The organism is Streptomyces sp. RLA012, from assembly GCF_056270325.1.
In genome coordinates this window covers 2,115,729-2,133,971 of sequence record NZ_JBWDPA010000002.1, presented here as the reverse complement: position 1 = coordinate 2,133,971, position 18,243 = coordinate 2,115,729, and the positions used below count along the sequence as shown (strand labels likewise).

The 18,243-nt window shown below is 71.2% G+C and carries 16 protein-coding genes and 1 pseudogene; 10 read left to right on the top strand and 7 right to left on the bottom strand.

The genetic code is table 11. The annotated features are described in order from the left end of the window. Positions 1-30: 30 nt before the first annotated feature. Positions 31-804: an MBL fold metallo-hydrolase gene (locus tag RV986_RS09940; RefSeq protein WP_475917047.1), complete on the bottom strand. Its 774-nt coding sequence runs from the start codon at positions 802-804 to the stop codon at positions 31-33. Positions 805-888: 84 nt separating this feature from the next. Here RV986_RS09940 and RV986_RS09935 point away from each other — a divergent pair, with 84 nt between their 5' ends. The 6 genes from RV986_RS09935 (at position 889) to dnaK (ending at position 9,222) form a co-directional block, all read left to right on the top strand. Next, positions 889-1,362 carry a hypothetical protein gene (locus tag RV986_RS09935; protein WP_475917046.1) on the top strand — a complete coding sequence of 158 codons (474 nt, stop codon included), beginning with the start codon at positions 889-891 and terminating at the stop codon, positions 1,360-1,362. 153 nt (positions 1,363-1,515) lie between these two features. After that, positions 1,516-3,630, top strand: a complete 2,115-nt coding sequence (locus RV986_RS09930; RefSeq protein ID WP_475924238.1) for a phage holin family protein — start codon at positions 1,516-1,518, stop codon at positions 3,628-3,630. Positions 3,631-3,755: 125 nt separating this feature from the next. Continuing rightward, a complete protein-coding gene (locus RV986_RS09925; protein WP_475917045.1) occupies positions 3,756-4,817 on the top strand; it encodes an ATP-binding protein in 1,062 nt (353 codons plus the stop codon). Positions 4,818-4,885: 68 nt separating this feature from the next. Then, positions 4,886-6,622 (top strand): vWA domain-containing protein, encoded by a 1,737-nt coding sequence (locus tag RV986_RS09920; RefSeq protein WP_475924237.1) that lies wholly within the window; start codon positions 4,886-4,888, stop codon positions 6,620-6,622. 130 nt (positions 6,623-6,752) lie between these two features. After that, positions 6,753-7,178 (top strand): OsmC family protein, encoded by a 426-nt coding sequence (locus tag RV986_RS09915; RefSeq protein WP_475917044.1) that lies wholly within the window; start codon positions 6,753-6,755, stop codon positions 7,176-7,178. Positions 7,179-7,344: 166 nt separating this feature from the next. Beyond that, positions 7,345-9,222, top strand: coding sequence for a molecular chaperone DnaK (gene dnaK, locus RV986_RS09910; RefSeq protein WP_475917043.1), 1,878 nt, complete (start codon positions 7,345-7,347; stop codon positions 9,220-9,222). A 62-nt stretch (positions 9,223-9,284) separates the two neighbouring features. Here the strand turns inward: dnaK and RV986_RS09905 are convergent, their stop codons facing one another. Together RV986_RS09905 and RV986_RS09900 are read right to left on the bottom strand one after the other, a co-directional pair. Beyond that, positions 9,285-10,151, bottom strand: coding sequence for a helix-turn-helix domain-containing protein (locus tag RV986_RS09905; protein WP_475917042.1), 867 nt, complete (start codon positions 10,149-10,151; stop codon positions 9,285-9,287). Positions 10,152-10,206: 55 nt separating this feature from the next. Further along, positions 10,207-11,049 (bottom strand): helix-turn-helix domain-containing protein, encoded by an 843-nt coding sequence (locus RV986_RS09900; protein ID WP_475917041.1) that lies wholly within the window; start codon positions 11,047-11,049, stop codon positions 10,207-10,209. 171 nt (positions 11,050-11,220) lie between these two features. Here RV986_RS09900 and RV986_RS09895 point away from each other — a divergent pair. Continuing rightward, positions 11,221-11,524 (top strand): annotated as a pseudogene (locus RV986_RS09895) (4a-hydroxytetrahydrobiopterin dehydratase). A gap of 5 nt (positions 11,525-11,529) precedes the next feature. Next, on the top strand, positions 11,530-12,288 hold the full coding sequence (locus RV986_RS09890; protein WP_475917040.1) for a class I SAM-dependent methyltransferase: 759 nt from the start codon (positions 11,530-11,532) through the stop codon (positions 12,286-12,288). Here the strand turns inward: RV986_RS09890 and RV986_RS09885 are convergent. Both RV986_RS09885 and RV986_RS09880 read right to left on the bottom strand, forming a co-directional pair. Next, positions 12,257-12,727 carry a hypothetical protein gene (locus tag RV986_RS09885; RefSeq protein ID WP_475917039.1) on the bottom strand — a complete coding sequence of 157 codons (471 nt, stop codon included), beginning with the start codon at positions 12,725-12,727 and terminating at the stop codon, positions 12,257-12,259. The two genes, RV986_RS09890 and RV986_RS09885, sit on opposite strands and share 32 nt — an antisense overlap. Next, positions 12,724-13,176 (bottom strand): hypothetical protein, encoded by a 453-nt coding sequence (locus RV986_RS09880; RefSeq protein WP_179436813.1) that lies wholly within the window; start codon positions 13,174-13,176, stop codon positions 12,724-12,726. Before RV986_RS09880 ends, RV986_RS09885 begins: the two co-directional genes overlap by 4 nt. Positions 13,177-13,324: 148 nt before the next feature. On the opposite strand from RV986_RS09880, the gene RV986_RS09875 reads away from it, so the two are divergent. Together RV986_RS09875 and RV986_RS09870 are read left to right on the top strand one after the other, a co-directional pair. Continuing rightward, positions 13,325-14,269: a helix-turn-helix transcriptional regulator gene (locus RV986_RS09875; protein ID WP_475917038.1), complete on the top strand. Its 945-nt coding sequence runs from the start codon at positions 13,325-13,327 to the stop codon at positions 14,267-14,269. Between the two features lie 98 nt (positions 14,270-14,367). Next, positions 14,368-16,242 (top strand): rhamnogalacturonan lyase, encoded by a 1,875-nt coding sequence (locus tag RV986_RS09870; protein ID WP_475917037.1) that lies wholly within the window; start codon positions 14,368-14,370, stop codon positions 16,240-16,242. Between the two features lie 364 nt (positions 16,243-16,606). Here the strand turns inward: RV986_RS09870 and RV986_RS09865 are convergent, their stop codons facing one another. Together RV986_RS09865 and RV986_RS09860 are read right to left on the bottom strand one after the other, a co-directional pair. Next, positions 16,607-17,257: a PASTA domain-containing protein gene (locus RV986_RS09865; protein ID WP_475917036.1), complete on the bottom strand. Its 651-nt coding sequence runs from the start codon at positions 17,255-17,257 to the stop codon at positions 16,607-16,609. Positions 17,258-17,415: 158 nt separating this feature from the next. Beyond that, positions 17,416-18,066: a hypothetical protein gene (locus tag RV986_RS09860; RefSeq protein WP_475917035.1), complete on the bottom strand. Its 651-nt coding sequence runs from the start codon at positions 18,064-18,066 to the stop codon at positions 17,416-17,418. Positions 18,067-18,243 lie beyond the last annotated feature (177 nt).

Genomic DNA, 18,243 nt, shown 5'->3' with positions numbered 1-18,243 from the left:
CCGGGGTCGCGCCCGCGGCGGTCAGGGGTATCACCGCGCGACCTCCGGCCGTACGCTCTCGCCCTGGTCGAGCCGGTGCACCGCCACCTGGGGCGCACGCTCGGCGGCCAGGCGCACGAACTCATCGCCCGGCGCATGGAATTCATGGGGGCGCACGCCATCCATCCCGATGGGCCAGTACGTGCCGTAGTGCACCGGCACCGCGCTCCTCGGCATCAGCTGGGCCAGTGCCTCGGCGGCCCGGCCCGCGTCCAGGTGCCCCTCCCCGAGGAACGGCCCCCATCCGCCGACCGGCAGCAGTGCCACGTCGACCGGTCCGACCTCCTCGGCCATCGACTCGAACAGCCCGGTGTCCCCGGCGAAATAGGTCCGCGCCTCGCCCTCGACCACGAAGCCCAGCGCGGGGGAGCGGTGCGGTCCGACCGGCAGCCGGCGTCCGTCGTGCCGTGCCGACACCGTACGTACCACCAGGTCACCGACCTGAGTCCGGTCCCCGGGTGCCACCTCGACGAGCCGCAGATGGTCCAGCCCGCGCAGGGCGGGCACCACCCGCGGCGCCCCCGTGGGCACCAGCAGCAGCGTGCCCGGCGCGAGCCGCCGCAGGGAGGGCACATGCAGATGGTCGGCGTGCAGATGCGAGACCAGCGCCACGTCCGCGACCGCGGCTTCGGGAGGGGGCGGCGCCCCGCGCCTGCGCCGCAGGTGCGCGAGCCGGCGCGCGAAGAGCGGGTCGGTGAGGACGCGTGTACCGGAGTCCTCCAGCGTGCAAGTGGCGTGTCCCCACCAGGTGATCTCCACCGGCACTTCTTTGCCTCCTCCGTGCGACTCCCCCCGAGCCTACGTGCAGGAGTAGGGTCGGCGACGAAACCCGGAGGTGAGGGGGACGCCATGGGACACGCGCGCAGCGCCTCCGCCGTGCCGCCCCCCGAGTTCTCGGCTTCGCTCGCGCAAGGGGGACCTCCGTCGGTCCGCGTCACGGCCATCGCGAGCCTGACGCCCCTGGAGGAACTGGAGGCGGACCCCTTTCTCGTCGACTCCCGCAGCCAGCACGCGATGTGCGCCCGCTGGGCCGCCGAGCGCGGGTACGTCGTCACCCGCGAGCTCCTGGTCCGGGGACTGCGTCCCGACCACCGCACCCTGTGGGCGGACGTCGAGGCGGGACTCGTCGACCTGTTCGTCGCGCCGAGCCACCGGGTCCTGGAGCGCGCCCTCGCGTCCGTCGACGAGTTCACCGCCGAGTGCGCCCGCCGCGGCGTACGGATCGAGACGGTGGGCTGCGCGGAACCGTCGTACGACGCACAGATGAAGGCCCGGGTCCACCGCCGGCTGTCGATGCCGACCGCGGGGTACGACGGCCGCTGAACCGTGAATCCCGCCGCACCGTGATCCAGAACACGGGTACGGGGGGACACATCGGCCCGCTCGACCGTTGTGACAGGGTGGGAGGAGGCCTCGCGCACCGGGCGGGCCAGGACGTGAGGTGGACGGGGCGTGGGCGGCGGGCGTTGGCGGCGGATGCTCAGCGGAGTGTGGCGGAGCATCGCGGTGTGGGCCGTGTCCACGGTCACGATGCTCGTCCTCGCCGGTGCGCTGCCCGACTTCCAGCTGCAGGCGGGCGACGGGGAAAGCGCCACGCGGATCGCGGTCACGGCGGGGGTCGGCGCGGCCGTCTTCGGTCTGCTGTCGTCGCTCGTGTGGCCGTTGCTCGTACGCGCGCTGCTCCTGGTGCCCGCGCTCGTGCTCGGTCTGCTCGTCTTCTTCCTGAACGGGTCCTTGCTGCTGGTCGCCCTGCGCATCACCCCCTCCGGACAGGGCGAGGCCGGGCCCGAGACCGCCGTGGTCGTCGCCGCCGTGATGTCCGCGGTCGCCTCGGCCACCGGGGGTGCCCTCGCCGTCCGGGACGACGACGCCTACCGGCGACGGCTCTACCGCCTCGCCGACCGGCGCCGCAGACGCGGCGACGGGCAGGCCGGGCCCTCGACCCCCGCCGCCGTCTTCCTCCAGCTCGACGGCGTGGGTCACGACGTGCTGGAGGAGGCGGTCGGCAAGGGGCTCATGCCCACCGTCGCGCAGTGGCTCGACAGCCCTTCGCGGACCGGCAGCTTCATGAACGGCGGCCGCCCCGCCGAGAACGCCCGCCCCGCCAGGAGCGGCTGCCCCACCCACCGGCTCACCCCCTGGCGCACCGACTGGTCCAGTCAGACCGGCGCCAGCCAGCTCGGCATCCTGCACGGCAGCAACCACGACGTGCCGGCCTTCCGGTGGTACGAGAAGGACACGCACGAGGTCATGGTGTGCAACCGGCCCTCCAGCGCCGCCGAACTCCAGCGCCGGGCCATCGAGCACACCGGTGACGGGGGACTGCTCACCGTCGACGGCGCCAGCCGCGGCAACCTCTTCAGCGGCGGCGCCGACCAACTGGCCCTCGTCCTGTCCATGGCCGCGAGAAGGGGCCGGGAGAACCGCTCCCGCGCGGGCTACTTCGCGTACTTCAGCGACCCCGCCAACGCCGTCCGTACGGCCATGTCCTTCCTGGCCGAGGTCCTCCGCGAGATGGGCCAGTCCGGTTGGGCCCTGCTGAAGAAGCGGCGGCCACGCGTCGGGCGCGGCGGGCTGTACCCCCTGGTCCGCGCCTTCGCGACCGTCGTCGAGCGGGACGTCGTCGTCGCCGCGGTGATCGGCGACATGCTCGCCGGACGCAACGCGGTCTACGCGGACCTGGTGGCCTACGACGAGGTGGCGCACCACTCCGGGCCGCGCAGCCGGGACGCCGAGAAGGTCCTGCAGCGCCTCGACCGGTCCCTGGCCCTGATCGCCAAGGTCGCCGAGCACGCCCCACGGCCGTACCGGATCGTCGTACTGTCCGACCACGGCCAGAGCCCCGGCGAGACCTTCCTGACCCGCTACGGCCTCAGCCTCGGCAACCTGGTCCGGGCCGGCTGCGGCCTGCCCGTGCCGCGGAAGGCGCAGCACACGCACAGCGGCACCGAGGCACGGGCGGCGGTCCGGGCCGCGCTGCGCAGGCCCGTCGAGGAGCGCGGCGAGCGCCACCGCCCCTCGCGCCGCTCCGAGCCCATCGTGCTGGCCTCCGGCAACCTCGGCCTCGTCTCCTTCCCGGACGTGCCGCACCGGATGAGCCGCGAGGAGATAGACCGCCGCCACCCCGCGCTGCTGTCCACCCTCGCCAACCACCCCGGCGTCGGCTTCGTGCTGGTCCGCAGCGAGGAGTACGGCGGACTCGTGCTGGGCGCGAACGGCGCAGAGGTGCCGGTCGACAAGCTGGACGACACACACCCGGGGCCGCTCGCCGACTTCGGCCCCGGCGCCGCCGACGCCGTACGGCGTACGCACTCCTTCCCGCACGTCGCCGACATCATGGTCAATTCCTGGTACGACCCGAAGGAGGGCGAAGTCCTCGCCTTCGAGGAGCAGATCGGCTCGCACGGCGGACTCGGCGGGGCCCAGGCACGCCCCTTCCTGCTGTCGCCGGTGGCGCTGTCCGTGCCGGTCGAGGACGACGCCGGCCTCGTGGGCGCCGAGCAGGTGCACCGCGTACTGCGACGCTGGCTGCGCGAGTGCGACGGTCCCCAAGTGCCACTGGTGGCACCCGCGGACGAGCGGGCCGCCTGAGCCACCGGGGCCGGACCGGCGCGGCGCGGCGGAAAATGGGCTGCGGTCGACGCGCCTCGCGCACACACTGTTCGCATGGAGCACCGCGTGTCCGCGGGCCCTTGTCGACCCCGAGGATGTCGCGCGTGCAGGCAGTCGTCACTGTCACCCCCGCCCGTATACCGGAACTGCTGCTCGGCCTCGCGACCGTGCGGCCGGTCTTTCTCTGGGGCGCACCCGGCATCGGAAAGTCCTCCCTGGTGCGGGAGTTCGCCGAGTCCCTGGGACTGGAGTGTGTCAGCCTGCTCGGCACCCAGCTCGCGCCCGAGGACCTCATCGGGGTGCCGCAGATCCGCGACGGGCGGTCCGTGTTCTGCCCGCCGGAGGCGATCGCCCGCGACGAGCCGTACTGCCTCTTCCTGGACGAGCTGAACGCGGCGACCCCGGATGTGCAGAAGGCGTTCTATTCGCTGATCCTGGACCGCCGTATCGGCAACTACGAACTGCCGAAGGGCTCGATCGTGATCGGCGCGGGCAACCGCGCCACGGACAACGCGCTGGCCCGCCCGATCGCCTCCGCGCTGATCAACCGCCTCACGCATGTGCACCTGGAGGCCTCCTCCAAGGACTGGCTCGGCTGGGCCGCCGCCAACGGCATCCACCCCTGGGTCGTGGACCACCTCACCGACCGGCCCGACCACCTGTGGTCCAAGCCGCCGAAGACCGAGGAGCCGTTCTCCACGCCCCGCTCCTGGCACATGCTCTCCGACGCGCTGCACTCCTTCGGGCCGTCCCTCGACGAGCCGACCCTGAAGGTGATCGCGCACGGCACGCTGACGCCGACGCACGCCGTCGCGTTCTGCGGCTACGCCAAGATCGTGCGCAGCCAGTTCGGCATCGAGGCCATCGTCAAGGGCGACGCCCGCTGGCCGCACCGCCCCGAGGACCGCGACCTCCTGTACTACCTCGCCGAATCCTTCCGGGGCCGGCTCGTCAAGGAGCTGCCCGCCAGCAAGGAGCACCTCTCGGCAAGCGGGCAGCAGACCGCGTACCGCGCCAAGTCGCTGCTCGTGCAGCTCGCCGAGATCTCCGTGGAGGTCGCGCAGAGCGTCATCGCCCCCGACACCGACGGCAACCCCCTCCTGCCCGCCTGGTTCCTGGTCGAGGCGGCCCGCGACATGCCCCGGCTGGTGGAGGCGCGCCAGTGAGCCGTACCCCGAGCCGCAGTAAGGGACAGCCGAAGAAGGACCTGGCGGCGGAGGCGTTCGCGGAGGGGATGCGGCTGGTACGCGCCAACCGGGCGCTGGCCGCCATCGGCTTCAGCACCTGCCGCCAGGAGGACTGCCCCGACTCACCCCGCGACGGACTCGTCCGCGTCGACTCCAACGGAGTGCTGCACATCCACCCCACCCGCCGCGCCGAACCCGTGGAGTGGGCCTGGGCGGTCGCGCACGCCATCATCCACCTGGGCTTCGGCCATGTCCCGGCGGCGCCGAAGATGCGCGACCAGCCCGACCGCCACGACCTCGCCGCCCGCTGCGCCGTCGTCAACCGCTTCCTGCTCGGCTTCCCCATCGGCCTCACCCCCGAGGACCTGCCGCCGTCGTACCCCGACGGCGACGAGGAGCAGCTCGCCGCCCGCTGGCGGCGCGAGGGAATTCCGGCCCCGTACGAGCGCTGCGGTACGGCCGGCGGTGAACCGGACCAGCTGCTGGTGCCGTGGGACACCTGGAAGGGCGGCCAGGCCCCTGACTGGCAGCTCAACTTCGCGCACGCCCTGACCCGCACCGTGGCCACGGCGATGGACGTGGCCGGTGGCCGCCGCGGCTCGATGCGCGGCGGGCCCACCCGGCTGCAGCCGTGGGAGCGGGCGCTGAGCTGGTTCATCTCCTCCTACCCGCTGCTCGGCGGCATCGCGGCCGGCATCACCCTGGTCGCCGACGCCGAACTGGCCCGCGCGTACGACATCTCCGTCGCGGCCGTGAACGCGGAGGCCGGCGAGATCTACGTCAACCCGCTGCGCCGGTTCGAGGACGAGGAATGGCGCTTCGTCCTCGCCCACGAGATGCTGCACGCCGCCCTGCGCCACGGCGACCGCTGCGGCACCCGCGACCCGTACCTGTTCAACATCGCCGCCGACTACGTCATCAACGGCTGGCTGTGCGAGATGCAGGTCGGCACGATGCCCGAAGGGCTGCTGTACGACGCGGAGTTGAAGGATCTGTCGGCGGAGGAGGTGTACGACCGGATCGCGAGGGACCTGCGCCGGATGCGCCGGCTGTCCACCCTGCGCGGCAAGGGCGTGGGCGACATCCTCGGCGGCCCGCTCGGCTCCCCGCGCGACTATGTGGACCTGGACGAGTTCTACCGGCGTGGTCTGAGCCAGGGCTTCGACCTGCACGAGCAGCAGCAGCGCGGCTATCTGCCGGGCGGGCTGGTCGAGGAGATCCGCGCCCTCAACCACCCGCCGCTGCCCTGGGACGCCCGACTGGCCCGCTGGTTCGACGAGTTCGTGCCCCGCCCCGAGCCCGTACGGACCTACGCGCGCCCCTCGCGGCGCCAGGCCTCGACCCCCGACATCCCGCGAGCGGGGCGCTACTTCCCGCCCGAGGAGATCGCCCGCTGCACCTTCGGCGTCGTCCTCGACACCTCCGGCTCCATGGAACGCACGCTGCTCGGCAAGGCGCTGGGCGCCATCGCCTCGTACGCCGAGGCCCGGGACGTACCGGCCGCGCGGGTGGTGTTCTGTGACGCGGCGCCGCACGACGCGGGCTATCTTCCGGTCACCGAGATCGCCGGTCGGGTACGGGTGCACGGGCGCGGCGGTACGGTGCTGCAGCCCGGCATCGATCTGCTGCAGCGCGCGGACGACTTCCCGCCGGGCGCGCCGGTGCTGGTCATCACGGACGGCTGGTGCGACGTGCTGCGGGTGCGGCGCGAGCACGCCTATCTCATTCCGCAGGGCGCCCGGCTCCCCTTCACGGCGCGTGGACCGGTCTTCCGGGTGCGGTGAACGGCCTTCGCGGCAGCGGGGAACCTTCTTCGCGGTCCCGGTGAGCCGTCATTCTGGGTAAGTCGCGTGCGGGTGTGATCGGATGGGGCGCACGGACCCCGAAAACGGGACCTCATCGAAGGGATTCATCGTGGCAACCACGCGCACCGCACACACCGTGTGGGAAGGCAACCTGCTCGAGGGCAACGGCGTCGTCACCTTCGACTCCTCCGGCATCGGCCAGCAGCCGGTGACGTGGGCGTCGCGGGCGCAGGACGCCAACGGCAGGACCAGCCCCGAGGAGCTGATCGCCGCCGCCCACTCCAGCTGCTTCTCCATGGCGCTGTCGCACGCCCTCGCGGGCGCCGGCACCCCGCCCACCAAGCTCCTCACCAACGCCGACGTCACCTTCCAGCCCGGCGAGGGCATCACCGGCATCCACCTCACCGTCGAGGGCACGGTGCCGGGCCTCGACAACGACGGCTTCGTCGCGGCGGCCGAGGACGCGAAGAAGAACTGCCCGGTCAGCGCGGCGCTGACGGGTACGACGATCACCCTCTCGGCCAAGCTGGCCTGACGTCCGGGAGCAGTACGGCGCCGCGGTCCCCGCGCAGGGCCCGCGGCGCCGTCATGTCCGGGCCGCCTCGGCACGCCCCTCCCCTTGACACGCCCGCCCCATTGACAAGAACGCACTCAAGTTTTGTGCTTGGAGGTGGGCAGCGCCCTGGCGGAAGGGGACGGACATGGCACGTGCGGTCGGGATCGACCTCGGTACGACGAACTCGGTGGTGGCCCTGCTCGAAGGCGGCGACCCCACCGTGGTGACCAACGCGGAGGGCGCGCGCACCACCCCCTCCGTGGTGGCTTTCGCCAAGAACGGCGAGGTGCTCGTGGGCGAGGTCGCCAAGCGGCAGGCCGTGACGAACGTGGAGCGCACCGCGCGCTCGGTCAAGCGTCATATGGGCGACGCGAGCTGGCGTTTCCCGGAGAACGGCACCGTGGACGGCACCCGCTACCGCGCCCAGGAGCTGTCGGCGCGCGTGCTGCAGAAGCTGAAGCGGGACGCGGAGGCCTACCTCGGCGAGGACGTCACGGACGCCGTGATCACCGTGCCGGCCTACTTCGACGACGCCCAGCGCCAGGCCACCAAGGAGGCGGGCGAGATCGCGGGCCTGAAGGTGCTGCGGATCGTCAACGAGCCGACCGCCGCCGCGCTGGCGTACGGGCTCGACCGGGGCGAGGAGCAGACCGTCCTCGTCTTCGACCTGGGCGGCGGCACCTTCGACGTCTCGCTCCTGGAGATCGGCGACGGCGTCATCGAGGTCAAGGCCACCAACGGCGACACCCGGCTCGGCGGCGACGACTGGGACCAGCGGATCGTCGAACACCTCGCGCAGCGCTTCAAGAGCGCCCACGGCATCGACCTCGGGCACGACAAGATGGCGCTGCAGCGGCTGCGCGAGGGCGCCGAGAAGGCCAAGGTCGAACTGTCCAGCTCCACCGAGACCACCGTCAACCTGCCCTACGTCACCGCCACCGCCGACGGCCCCCTGCACCTCGAAGAGAGACTGACACGGGCCCAGTTCCAGGAGCTGACCGCCGACCTGCTCGACCGCTGCAAGCAGCCCTTCCACCAGGCGGTCAAGGACGCGGGCGTCAAGCTCGCCGTGATCGACCACGTCATCCTGGTCGGCGGTTCGACCCGGATGCCCGCGGTCACGGACCTGGTCAAGGAGCTCACCGGCAAGGAGCCGCACAAGGGCGTCAACCCGGACGAGGTCGTGGCGCTCGGCGCGGCTCTCCAGGCGGGTGTCATCCGGGGGGACGTGAAGGACGTCCTGCTTCTCGACGTCACCCCGCTGTCCCTCGGCATCGAGACCAAGGGCGGCATCATGACCAGGCTCATCGAGCGCAACACGACGATCCCGACCCGGCGCTCGGAGATCTTCACCACGGCCACCGACAACCAGCCGTCGGTCGGCATCCAGGTCTACCAGGGCGAACGCGAGATCGCCGCGTACAACAAGAAGCTCGGCGTCTTCGACCTCACCGGGCTGCCGCCCGCGCCGCGCGGGGTCCCGCAGATCGAGGTCGCCTTCGACATCGACGCCAACGGCATCATGCACGTCTCCGCGAAGGACCTCGCCACCGGGCGCGAGCAGAAGATGACCGTCACCGGCGGCTCCGCGCTGCCCAAGGACGACATCGACCGCATGATGCGCGAGGCCGAGCAGTACGCCGACGAGGACCGTGCGCGCCGTGAGGCCGCCGAGACCCGCAACCAGGCCGAGCAACTCGTCTACCAGACCGAGAAGTTCCTGCGCGACAACGACGAGCGCATCCCGCCCGGGACGAGGCCGGAGGTGGAGTCCGCGATCGCCGACCTCAAGCGCCTCCTGGCGGAATCCGACACCGACACCACCGCCCTGCGGACCGGAGTGGAGAAGCTGGCCGCCGTCAGCCAGCAGATGGGCCAGGCCATGTACGCACAGGCCCAGGAGGCACCCCGGGACGAGCCGGGCGCGGCCGAGCACGCGGCGGCGGCGGAGGGCGTGGTGGACGCCGAGATCGTGGACGAGGACGAGGGCGAGGACGGGGAGGCGAGGGGCGGCGAGGCGTAGCAGTCCCTTCATGGGCCCGGCCGGAGTGTGCCCGGTGGGCGCGGCAGGATCGCCCGCCGGGCTCAGTAGGAGTCCCGGACCTCCCGCAGGATCTCCTTCGTACGGGGCACCGAGGCGGCGTGGGCCGACATGTGGTCCAGTACCTCCAGATGCATGGCCACCTCGTGCCGGGAGTCGAGGTAGACCGCACCGGTCAGGTACTCGCTGTAGACCATGTCGGGCAGCTCGGGCTCGGCGAAGCGGAACAGGGCGAAGGAGGTGTACGTGCCCGGGTGCGGGCCGCTCGCGTACTCCGCGACCTGGACGGTGATGTCCTCGCTCTCCATCTCCCGCAGCAGCCGGTCCATCTGGTCCCGCATGACCTCGCCCCGGATGCTCACCGGCCGCCGCAGCGCGGTCTCGTCCATGATCACCCAGAGGTGCGGCCGGTGTCTTCGGCTCAGCAGCAGCTTCTGCCGGGTCATGCGCAGCGTCACATGCCGCTCGATGGCCTCGGGTCCCGTCTGCCCGACCGTCCCGGCCTCCAGCACGGCGCGCGCGTACTCCTCGGTCTGCAGCAGCCCGGGCACGAAGTGCGGCTCGTACGACCGGATCATCCGGGCGGCGCCCTCCAGGCTGACATGCATGCTGAACCAGTCCGGCAGCACATCGTGGAACCGCTGCCACCAGCCCGGCTGGTTCGCCTCCTCGGCCAGCGCCACGAAGGCGGCCACCTCGGTGTCCGCCACGCCGTACGTCGTCAGCAGCACCTGGAGGTACGGGATCTTGAGGGAGACCTCGGCCATCTCCATCCGCCGCACGGTCGCCGGGGCGACGCGCAGCACACGCGCGGCCTCCTCACGCCTGAGGCCCGTGGCCTCCCGCAATTCCTGCAACCGTCGCCCGAGCACCACCTGGCCCACGGTGGGCGCTGCCCGCCGCTCACTCACGCCACGCCCTCCCCAAGCGCCGAAGGCTCCACTCAAACGGATCGACGACGCTCCGTCAAGGCATCAGTGACTGAAGGTATTTGACCGTGGCCGGGTCCGCGGGCAGAAAGGTCTCGATGGCCAGCTCGGCGACCGTGACGTCCATGGGGGTGTTGAAGGTGGAGATGGAGGAGACGAAGGACAGGACGCGCCCGTCGTGCTCGATCCGCAGGGGCAGCGCGAAGTACGGGGTCACCGGTGCGTCGGCCGTCTCCCCGGCCGGCTCGGCGGCCACGTCCGGAACGGGGTACGCGGCCACCTCCTCGTACAGCTCGCGCAGCGGCTCGGAGCGGTCCAGGGCGATCTGCCGCTCCATCTGCGCGAGCAGGTGGTCCCGCCACTCGCGGTGGTTGCGGATGCGGGGCGCCAGGCCCTCCGGGTGGAGGGTCAGCCGCATCGCGTTCAGCGGCGGCACGAGCAGCGACTCGGGGACGCCCTCCAGGAGCATCGCGATGCCCCTGTTGGCGGCGAGCACGGTGTACGTGGCGTCGACCACCAGGGCCGGGTAGGGCTCGTAGCCCTGGATCAGCCACTCCACGCCCTGGCGCAGGGCGTCCATCGACGGGGCGTCGAGCGGGGTCTCCGGGTAGTGGGGCGCGTAGCCGGCCGCCAGGAGCAGCGCGTTGCGTTCCCGCACGGGGACGTCGAGGTGTTCGGCGAGCCGCAGCACCATCTCCTCGCTCGGACGGGAGCGGCCGGTCTCGATGAAGCTGATGTGCCGGGCCGAGGAGTCCGCGCGCAGCGCCAGCTCCAGCTGGCTGACCCGGCGGCGTTCTCGCCAGTCGCGCAGCAGGGGGCCGATGCCCTTGCCTGCGGGGTTGGTCGAGGGTCTGCTCGGACTGGACGCGACGATGGGCATACGCCGACCGTAACCGAGGAACGCCCCCGAACGAACGCCGGACGACCGGGGCTCTTGGGGGCGGAGCCCCCAGGGACGGGACGGGCGTCGGAGAGCCCTGGTCGGGGGAGTGTGGCAGGCTGAACAACAGCCCCCACCGCATCCCCACCGTACGAAGAACGGAGCGAGGTCATGCCCGTCGGACCCCTGTCGCAGAAGGAGATCGAGGAGCAGCTCGCGGAGCTGCCCGGCTGGTCGCTGGACGGCGACCGCCTCGCCCGCTCCTACCACCTCCTCCCACTTCGCCGCGACCGCGATGGTCGTACACATCGCCCAGGTGCAGGAGGAACTCGACCACCACTCCGACCTCACCCTCGGCTACAACACGATCTCCCTCACCGTGAACACCCACAGCGTCGGCGGCGCCGTCACCGAGCTCGACCTCAAGCTCGCCCGCAGGGTGGAGGCACTCGCTCCGGGACATGGCGCACACTGATCCGCATGCTCGACTACGACAAGGAAGCGGAGGAGTACGACGCCACCAGGGGCGGTGAGCCCAGAGCCGCCGCGGCCGCGGACGCCGTACTCGGCCTCGTCCCCGACGACGTACGGGCCCTGCTGGACGTCGCCTGCGGCACCGGAATCGTCACGCGCCGTCTCGCCGCCGCCCGCCCGGCACTCCGGGTGACGGGCGCGGACGCCGCGCAGGGCATGGCCCGGATGGCGGCGGCCCGGCTCCCGGGCGCGGTGATCCGCGCCGACAGCCGCCGACTGCCCTTCCCCGACACCTCGTTCGACGCCGTCACCAGCGTCTGGCTGCTCCATCTGGTCGACGGCACCGAGGACGTCCGCGCCGTCGTCGCCGAGTGCGCACGGGTGCTGCGCCCGGGCGGGGTGTACGTCACCACCGTCGACAAGGCCGCCGCGCACGACGTGGGCAGCGACATCGACGCCGTCCTCGCCGACCGCCCGCGCCGCCCCGCCCGGGACCGCGCCGAGGATGTCGAGGCGTACGCCGTGGAGCACGGCCTCACCCCGGCCGGGCGGGCCCGTTTCCGGGGCCACGGTCAGGGCCGCAGCCCGCGCAGCACCGTGGCGGACCTGCGCCGCGGCTGGTTCACCCGGATCGCCCCGGACGACCCGCTGGCCGAGCGTTTCGTCACGCTGCTCGAAGCGCTGCCCGATCAGGAAGTCCCGCGCCCCGACCCGCGGTTCACGCTCCGCGCGTTCAGGAAGATCCCCGCCGCACGAACTCCATGACCCAGTTGGTCACCCACGTCTTCTCCCCGTCCACGGAGAAGGCCTGCTCCCAGCGGGCCGTGGTCGGGGAGATCCCCGACCACACGAACCGCACCCGCACGTCCTTGCCGTCGTGCGTGTCGTCGCCGTGGAACTCACCGCGCCCGTCGGGCCCGAACCGCCCCACCACCGGCGGAAACAGCTTCCCGCTGCGGCTCGACGACCAGTTCAGCGACCACGCCCGCGCCGCGGGGTCGAAGAGCCGCAGGGTGAGCCCCTGCCAGCCCTGACCGGGCACCGTCATCTCGTCGATGTTCGCGGCCCCGTCGAACAGGCTCCAGCAGCGGTTCGTGGCCCCGAACTCCTCCCAGCCGCCGTCGGGGTCGAGGAAGTCGGTCAGACGCCTGTGGCGGACGTCCCACTCGCCGTGGAAGAAGTCGAAGTCGTGCGGGCTGCTCATGAGCGGTCTCCGGTCGTGCCCTCGGGGAGGGAGTCGGCAAGGTAGGCGTCGAGGTCGGGGGCGTCGGGCACGAGCATGTGCCGCACCCAGGCGTCGCGTTCGTGCAGGATCGGCGGCAGCTCCCAGACGCAACCGATCCAGGGGAGGTCGGGTGTGATGAAGTGCGTGGGGTCCCGGTCCGGGCAGCCCAGGACCGGCTGGCCCGCCGACGCGCCGCGGAAGTGCAGGACGTTGTCCCACACCCAGCTGTACGCGTTGAGGTAGGCGCCGTCGTCGCCGCCCCGGTGCAGTACGACGAAGGTCGCGGGCGGTGTGCCGTCGGGCTCCGGCAGCAGTTTCGGCAGCATCGCGTACGCCGCCGCCTCGACGTCGGGTGCGATACCGGCCGGGTCCGCGGTGACGTGGTAGCGCTTGATCCGTCGCCCCGCCACCTCGATGGGCGGCGGCACGGTCAGCAGTTTTTCCCTGAAGTCCGAGGAGTTCGGTTCATTCCGTTCGTTCCGTTCGTTCCGTTCGTTCCGTTCGTTCGGGGAGTTCGGCAAGGTCGTGGAAGCCATGACGCGCACGCTAGGCCGACTTCACTGACATCCTGTGTCAGTGAAGTCCAGCCGACTCGTCTCGATCCTCCTGCTGCTCCAGACCCGCGGCCGGATGACCGCCGCCGACCTCGCCGAGGAACTCGACGTCTCGGTGCGCACGGTCTACCGGGACGTCGAGGCACTGAGCGCGGCGGGCGTCCCGCTGTACGGCGACGCGGGGCACGCCGGCGGCTACCGTCTCCTCGACGGCTACCGCACCCGTCTCACCGGCCTCACGGAGGGAGAGGCCGAGGCCCTCTTCCTCGCCGGCATCCCCGGCCCCGCCGCCGAGCTGGGCCTCGGCCCGGTCCTGGCCGCCGCCCAGCTGAAGGTGCGCGCCGCCCTCCCGCGCGAGCTGCGCACGCACGCCGACCGGATCAGCGGCCGCTTCCACCTGGACGCTCCCGGCTGGTACGCGGACGCCGAGGACACCCCGTACCTCCCCGCCGTCGCCGACGCCGTCTGGAACGCGCGGGTGCTGCACGTCCTGTACCGCCGCTGGCGTGAGCCCACGGATGTGCGGCGCCGCCTGGAGCCGTACGGCCTGGTCCTGAAGGCGGGCCGCTGGTACGTCGTCGCGGGCCCTGGTCCGCGCACGTTCCGCGTCGACCAGATTCTCGAACTCACCCCAATGGAAGAGGAGTTCAGCCGCCCGAAGGCGTTCGACCTGGCCGCGTACTGGACGGCGTACCAACAGGAGTTCCACGACCGGCTGCACCGCGCCGAGGCCCTGATCCGGATCGCGCCGGGAACCGTTCTCACCGGCCCGGCGGCTCGGGCCGTCGAGGCCAACGGCCATACAGATACGGATGGTTGGACACATGCCACCGTCCCCATCGAGTCCATCGGCCAGGCCCACGACGCATTCCTCGGACTGGGAGCGGCGATCGAGGTCCTGGAGCCCGCCGAACTGCGGGAGCGCGTCGCGCGCACGGTGGCGGCACTGGCCTGCCTGTACGCGTAGAGAGCGCTTGCGGATGCTTGCCGAAAGGCGGCAACTCGGCTGCCTGCGGCGGCAACTGAGGGAACAGAAGCAGTCTGTCCTCCCAGGAGGTAACCATCGTGCAGCACCCGCACAGGCAGCACCGCAGACGCGCCATCGGCTCGGCCCTGGTGGCCTCGGCCGCCCTGATCGCCGCCGGGCTCACCGCCCTCGGCACCGGAACGGCCCATGCGGCCACGGCCCGGCAGGTGGAGTTCCTCGACCGGGGCGTCGTCAGTGTCCACACCGACAGCGGCAACCTGGTCAGCTGGCGCTGGATCGGCACCGACCCGAACGACGTGTCGTTCAACGTCTACCGGGCCGGTACGTTGGTCAACCCGACGCCGATCACCGGCTCCACGAACTACTTCCACTCGGGGGCGCCCGCCCAGGCCGACTACACGGTCCGCGCGATCGTGAACGGCGTCGAGCAGGCCGACTCCGTCCACGCCGTCCAGTTCCGTACCGGATACAAGGACGTGCCCCTCACCCCGCCCGCGGGCGGCACCACGCCCGACGGAGTCGCCTACACCTACGAGGCCAACGACGCCTCCGTCGGCGACCTCGACGGGGACGGCCAGCTCGACTTCGTCCTCAAGTGGCAGCCCACCAACGCCAAGGACAACTCCCAGTCCGGCTACACCGGCAACACCGTCATCGACGGCGTCAGGCTCGACGGCACCCGCCTCTGGCGCATCGACCTGGGCAGGAACATCCGCTCGGGCGCGCACTACACACAGTTCCAGGTGTACGACTACGACGGCGACGGCCAGGCCGAGGTCGCCATGAAGACGGCGGACGGGACGACGGACGGCCGGGGCACGGTGATCGGCACTTCCTCCGCCGACTACCGCAACTCCAGCGGATACGTGCTGTCCGGGCCCGAGTACCTGACCATGTTCAACGGGCAGACGGGCGCCGCCATGGGCACCGTCGACTACGTCCCGGCGCGCGGCACGGTCTCCTCCTGGGGCGACTCGTACGGCAACCGCGTCGACCGATTCCTCGCGGGAACGGCCTACTTGGACGGCTCCCGGCCCTCCCTCGTCATGGCGCGCGGCTACTACACCCGTACCGTCATCGCCGCCTGGGACTGGCGGGGCGGCGCCTTCACCCGCCGCTGGACCTTCGACACCAACTCCTCGACCAACAGCGGCAAGGGCTACGACGGCCAGGGCAACCACCAGTTGTCGGTCGCGGACGTCGACGGGGACGGCAAGGACGAGATCGTGTACGGCTCGATGGCCGTGGACGACAACGGCAACGGCCTGTGGACCACCAAGAACGGGCACGGGGACGCCATGCACGTCGGCGACCTCGACCCTTCCCGCCCCGGCCTGGAGGAGTTCAAGGTCGACGAGGACTCCTCGAAACCGGCGTCCTGGATGGCGGACGCCAGGACGGGCGCGATCCTCTGGTCCACGGCGGCCGACGGCGACAACGGCCGAGGCGTCTCCGGTGACATCTGGGCGGGCAGCGCGGGCGCCGAGTCCTGGTCCTCGCACGCCGACGGCGTCCGCAACCCGCAGGGCACGGTGGTGGCGACCCGCAAGCCGGGCAGCATCAACTTCCTGTCCTGGTGGGACGGCGACCCCGTCCGCGAACTCCTCGACGACACCCACATCGACAAGTACGGCACCTCGTCCGACCCCCGCCTGCTGACCGGCTCGGGCGTCCACTCCAACAACAGCACCAAGGCGACTCCGTCACTGTCGGGCGACATCCTCGGAGACTGGCGCGAGGAGGTCGTCTGGCCGACGACCGACAACACGGCCCTCAGGATCTACTCCACCCCGTACGAGACGACCACAAGGATCACGACCCTCCTCCACGACACCCAGTACCGCACGGCCCTGGCCTGGCAGAACACGGCCTACAACCAGCCACCGCACCCGAGCTTCTTCATCGGCAACGGGATGGCGACGGCACCCCGGCCGACGGTGTACGTGCCCTGAGCAGCGTAGACAGCGCCCACAACTGAACGAAAAGGCGGCCGTTCATCACCTCGGGACGGCCGCCGACGCGCACCATTTTCCCCTCGTAGACAGCTGACCGGAGGGATCAGGAGGGATAACGACGAACATCCTGCCGCCGTTGCCCGGCACCCCGCCGCCCGCCCCCTCAGGGCCGACCCCGGCACGTTCGACGGCGTGCCCGAGGGGAAAGACTTCTACAAGGTCGAGGTCTCCCACCGGGGCACTGTGCAGCTCACCGCCGATGAGGCGAAGAACGGGCTGTTCAACGCTTTCCTCGGCTGACACGAAGCCCGGTGTGGTGGCGGGGGCAGTGGCAGTCGGTCCTGCGCGCGGGCTGCCTCTTCTACGGGCACGTCTCCTCGAACTTGACCGCGTTCAGTGTCACCGGCTGCCCCTTGAGCGCCGTGCCCGTGGACGGCGACTGCGCGCACACCTTCCAGTTGCTCTCCACCAGAATCCAGCGACCAGAGCCCGAAGCGTCGTTGACGGTGAGCGACGTGCTCGGGTCCAGGGCGGCTCGGGCCGCCTTCACGGACTTGCCCCCGAAGTCCGGCATCGTGCCCTGGGCGGCCTCGGGCGCCTTCTCGTCCTTGGCAGGGCAGCTCTCCGCGAGCTTCACTGCTGCGAAGTCGAGCCGCGTGCTGATCGGGATCGTCTTGCCCGCCTCGTAGTTCTGGCCACACACCTTCCAGTTCCGGTCGAACACCTGGAGCCGATCGCGGCCGAGCGCGTCATGCGACGTGAGCGCGTAGAAGCCCGCTGCCTGCGCCGCGTCCTGTGCCGACTGAAGGCCCATGCCGACGAAGTGCGGCACCGCCTTCCGCTCGGCTTCGGTCGGCTTGTCGTCCGTCGTCTCCTTGGCCCCAGTGGCCCCAGTGGCCGATGCGGTGGGTGTGGAGTCGGCCCGCGCGTGGCCGGTCGTGTCCGGATTGCAGCCGACGAGCGCGCCGGCGGCGGCACACAGCACGGCGGCACTGATGATGTGGAAACGCATGGTTTTCCCCAGGGTGATGCAGGTGCAGGCGGATCGTGGTGGACCACTCGTGAACGGGTAACGAACGCTGTGCCGCATTGTGACGGCGCGCCGCGCTCCGGCCGAAGACGCGGCAGCGCCCCGCTCTCCATGGCGGGCGGGGCGCGGTGCTGACCCTGCTAGCTCCAGCCGCCGAAAAAGTCGCTGCTCAGCTGCGCGGAGCAGATGTTGTAGCCGCCGGACGCGTGCCCCTTCTTGGTCTGACCATCCACCGTCACCGAACAGTTGATGTCGCCGCCCCCCTGCAACTGGGCGGTCACCTGGAAGTACATGGCATCCGCGTCCGCGGTCAGGGTCTTCGTCATCGGCAGACCGGACCCCTGACGACTGTCGCTGTCGCTGCCGTAGGTGATGTCCGTTCCGGACGGGGCCGATCCCCAGACTTTGAACACGACCTTGCCGTCCGCGGCCACGTCGTCCGAAGTCGTTGCTGCCTTCTTCGGTGTCGCCTTCGGTGTCGCCTTCGGTGTCGCCTTCGGTGTCGCCTTCGGTGTCGCCTTCGGCTTCGCGGTCTTCGTGACCGTCACCGTCGGAGCGGGCTTCGCCTCGGCCGCCTTCGTGACGGTCACCTTGGGCGTCGGTTTGTCGCTCGCCGTCGCCTTCTGGTCGCTGCCCGATGAGCCGATGCCGACACCGACGAACAGCAGAACGATCGCGGCGGGTATGGCTACCCGCTTACGCGCCCACCGCGGCCGAGCTGTCGTCGGCGGCTGCGGCGGTACGGGTGCCCAGCCCGGCTGTTCGGGCATCGGCGGCTGGTTGTGCGACATACGTCCCCCTGAGTGGTTCATGGAGAGATGACCGTAACGGGGGAGGTAAGGGAAGTGTGAGAGTAGCGAGGAGAGAGTGATGAAACCGTAATGAAATGTGAACGTTCAATAAAAGGAGCCTCGATCAGTGGGCCCGCATGCCGTACGAAGTGGGGGCGCGTGACTCGCGCCCCCACC

What these genes read in the sequence shown, in the direction of transcription:
- RV986_RS09890 (WP_475917040.1), top strand. Translation starts at nt 11,530, where the DNA reads ATGCTCGACTACGACAAGGAAGCGGAGGAGTACGACGCCACCAGGGGC.
- RV986_RS09885 (WP_475917039.1), bottom strand. Translation starts at nt 12,727, where the DNA reads ATGAGCAGCCCGCACGACTTCGACTTCTTCCACGGCGAGTGGGACGTC.
- RV986_RS09920 (WP_475924237.1), top strand. Translation starts at nt 4,886, where the DNA reads ATGCGGCTGGTACGCGCCAACCGGGCGCTGGCCGCCATCGGCTTCAGC.
- RV986_RS09935 (WP_475917046.1), top strand. Translation starts at nt 889, where the DNA reads ATGGGACACGCGCGCAGCGCCTCCGCCGTGCCGCCCCCCGAGTTCTCG.
- dnaK (WP_475917043.1), top strand. Translation starts at nt 7,345, where the DNA reads ATGGCACGTGCGGTCGGGATCGACCTCGGTACGACGAACTCGGTGGTG.
- RV986_RS09930 (WP_475924238.1), top strand. Translation starts at nt 1,516, where the DNA reads ATGCTCAGCGGAGTGTGGCGGAGCATCGCGGTGTGGGCCGTGTCCACG.
- RV986_RS09860 (WP_475917035.1), bottom strand. Translation starts at nt 18,066, where the DNA reads ATGTCGCACAACCAGCCGCCGATGCCCGAACAGCCGGGCTGGGCACCC.
- RV986_RS09900 (WP_475917041.1), bottom strand. Translation starts at nt 11,049, where the DNA reads ATGCCCATCGTCGCGTCCAGTCCGAGCAGACCCTCGACCAACCCCGCA.
- RV986_RS09865 (WP_475917036.1), bottom strand. Translation starts at nt 17,257, where the DNA reads ATGCGTTTCCACATCATCAGTGCCGCCGTGCTGTGTGCCGCCGCCGGC.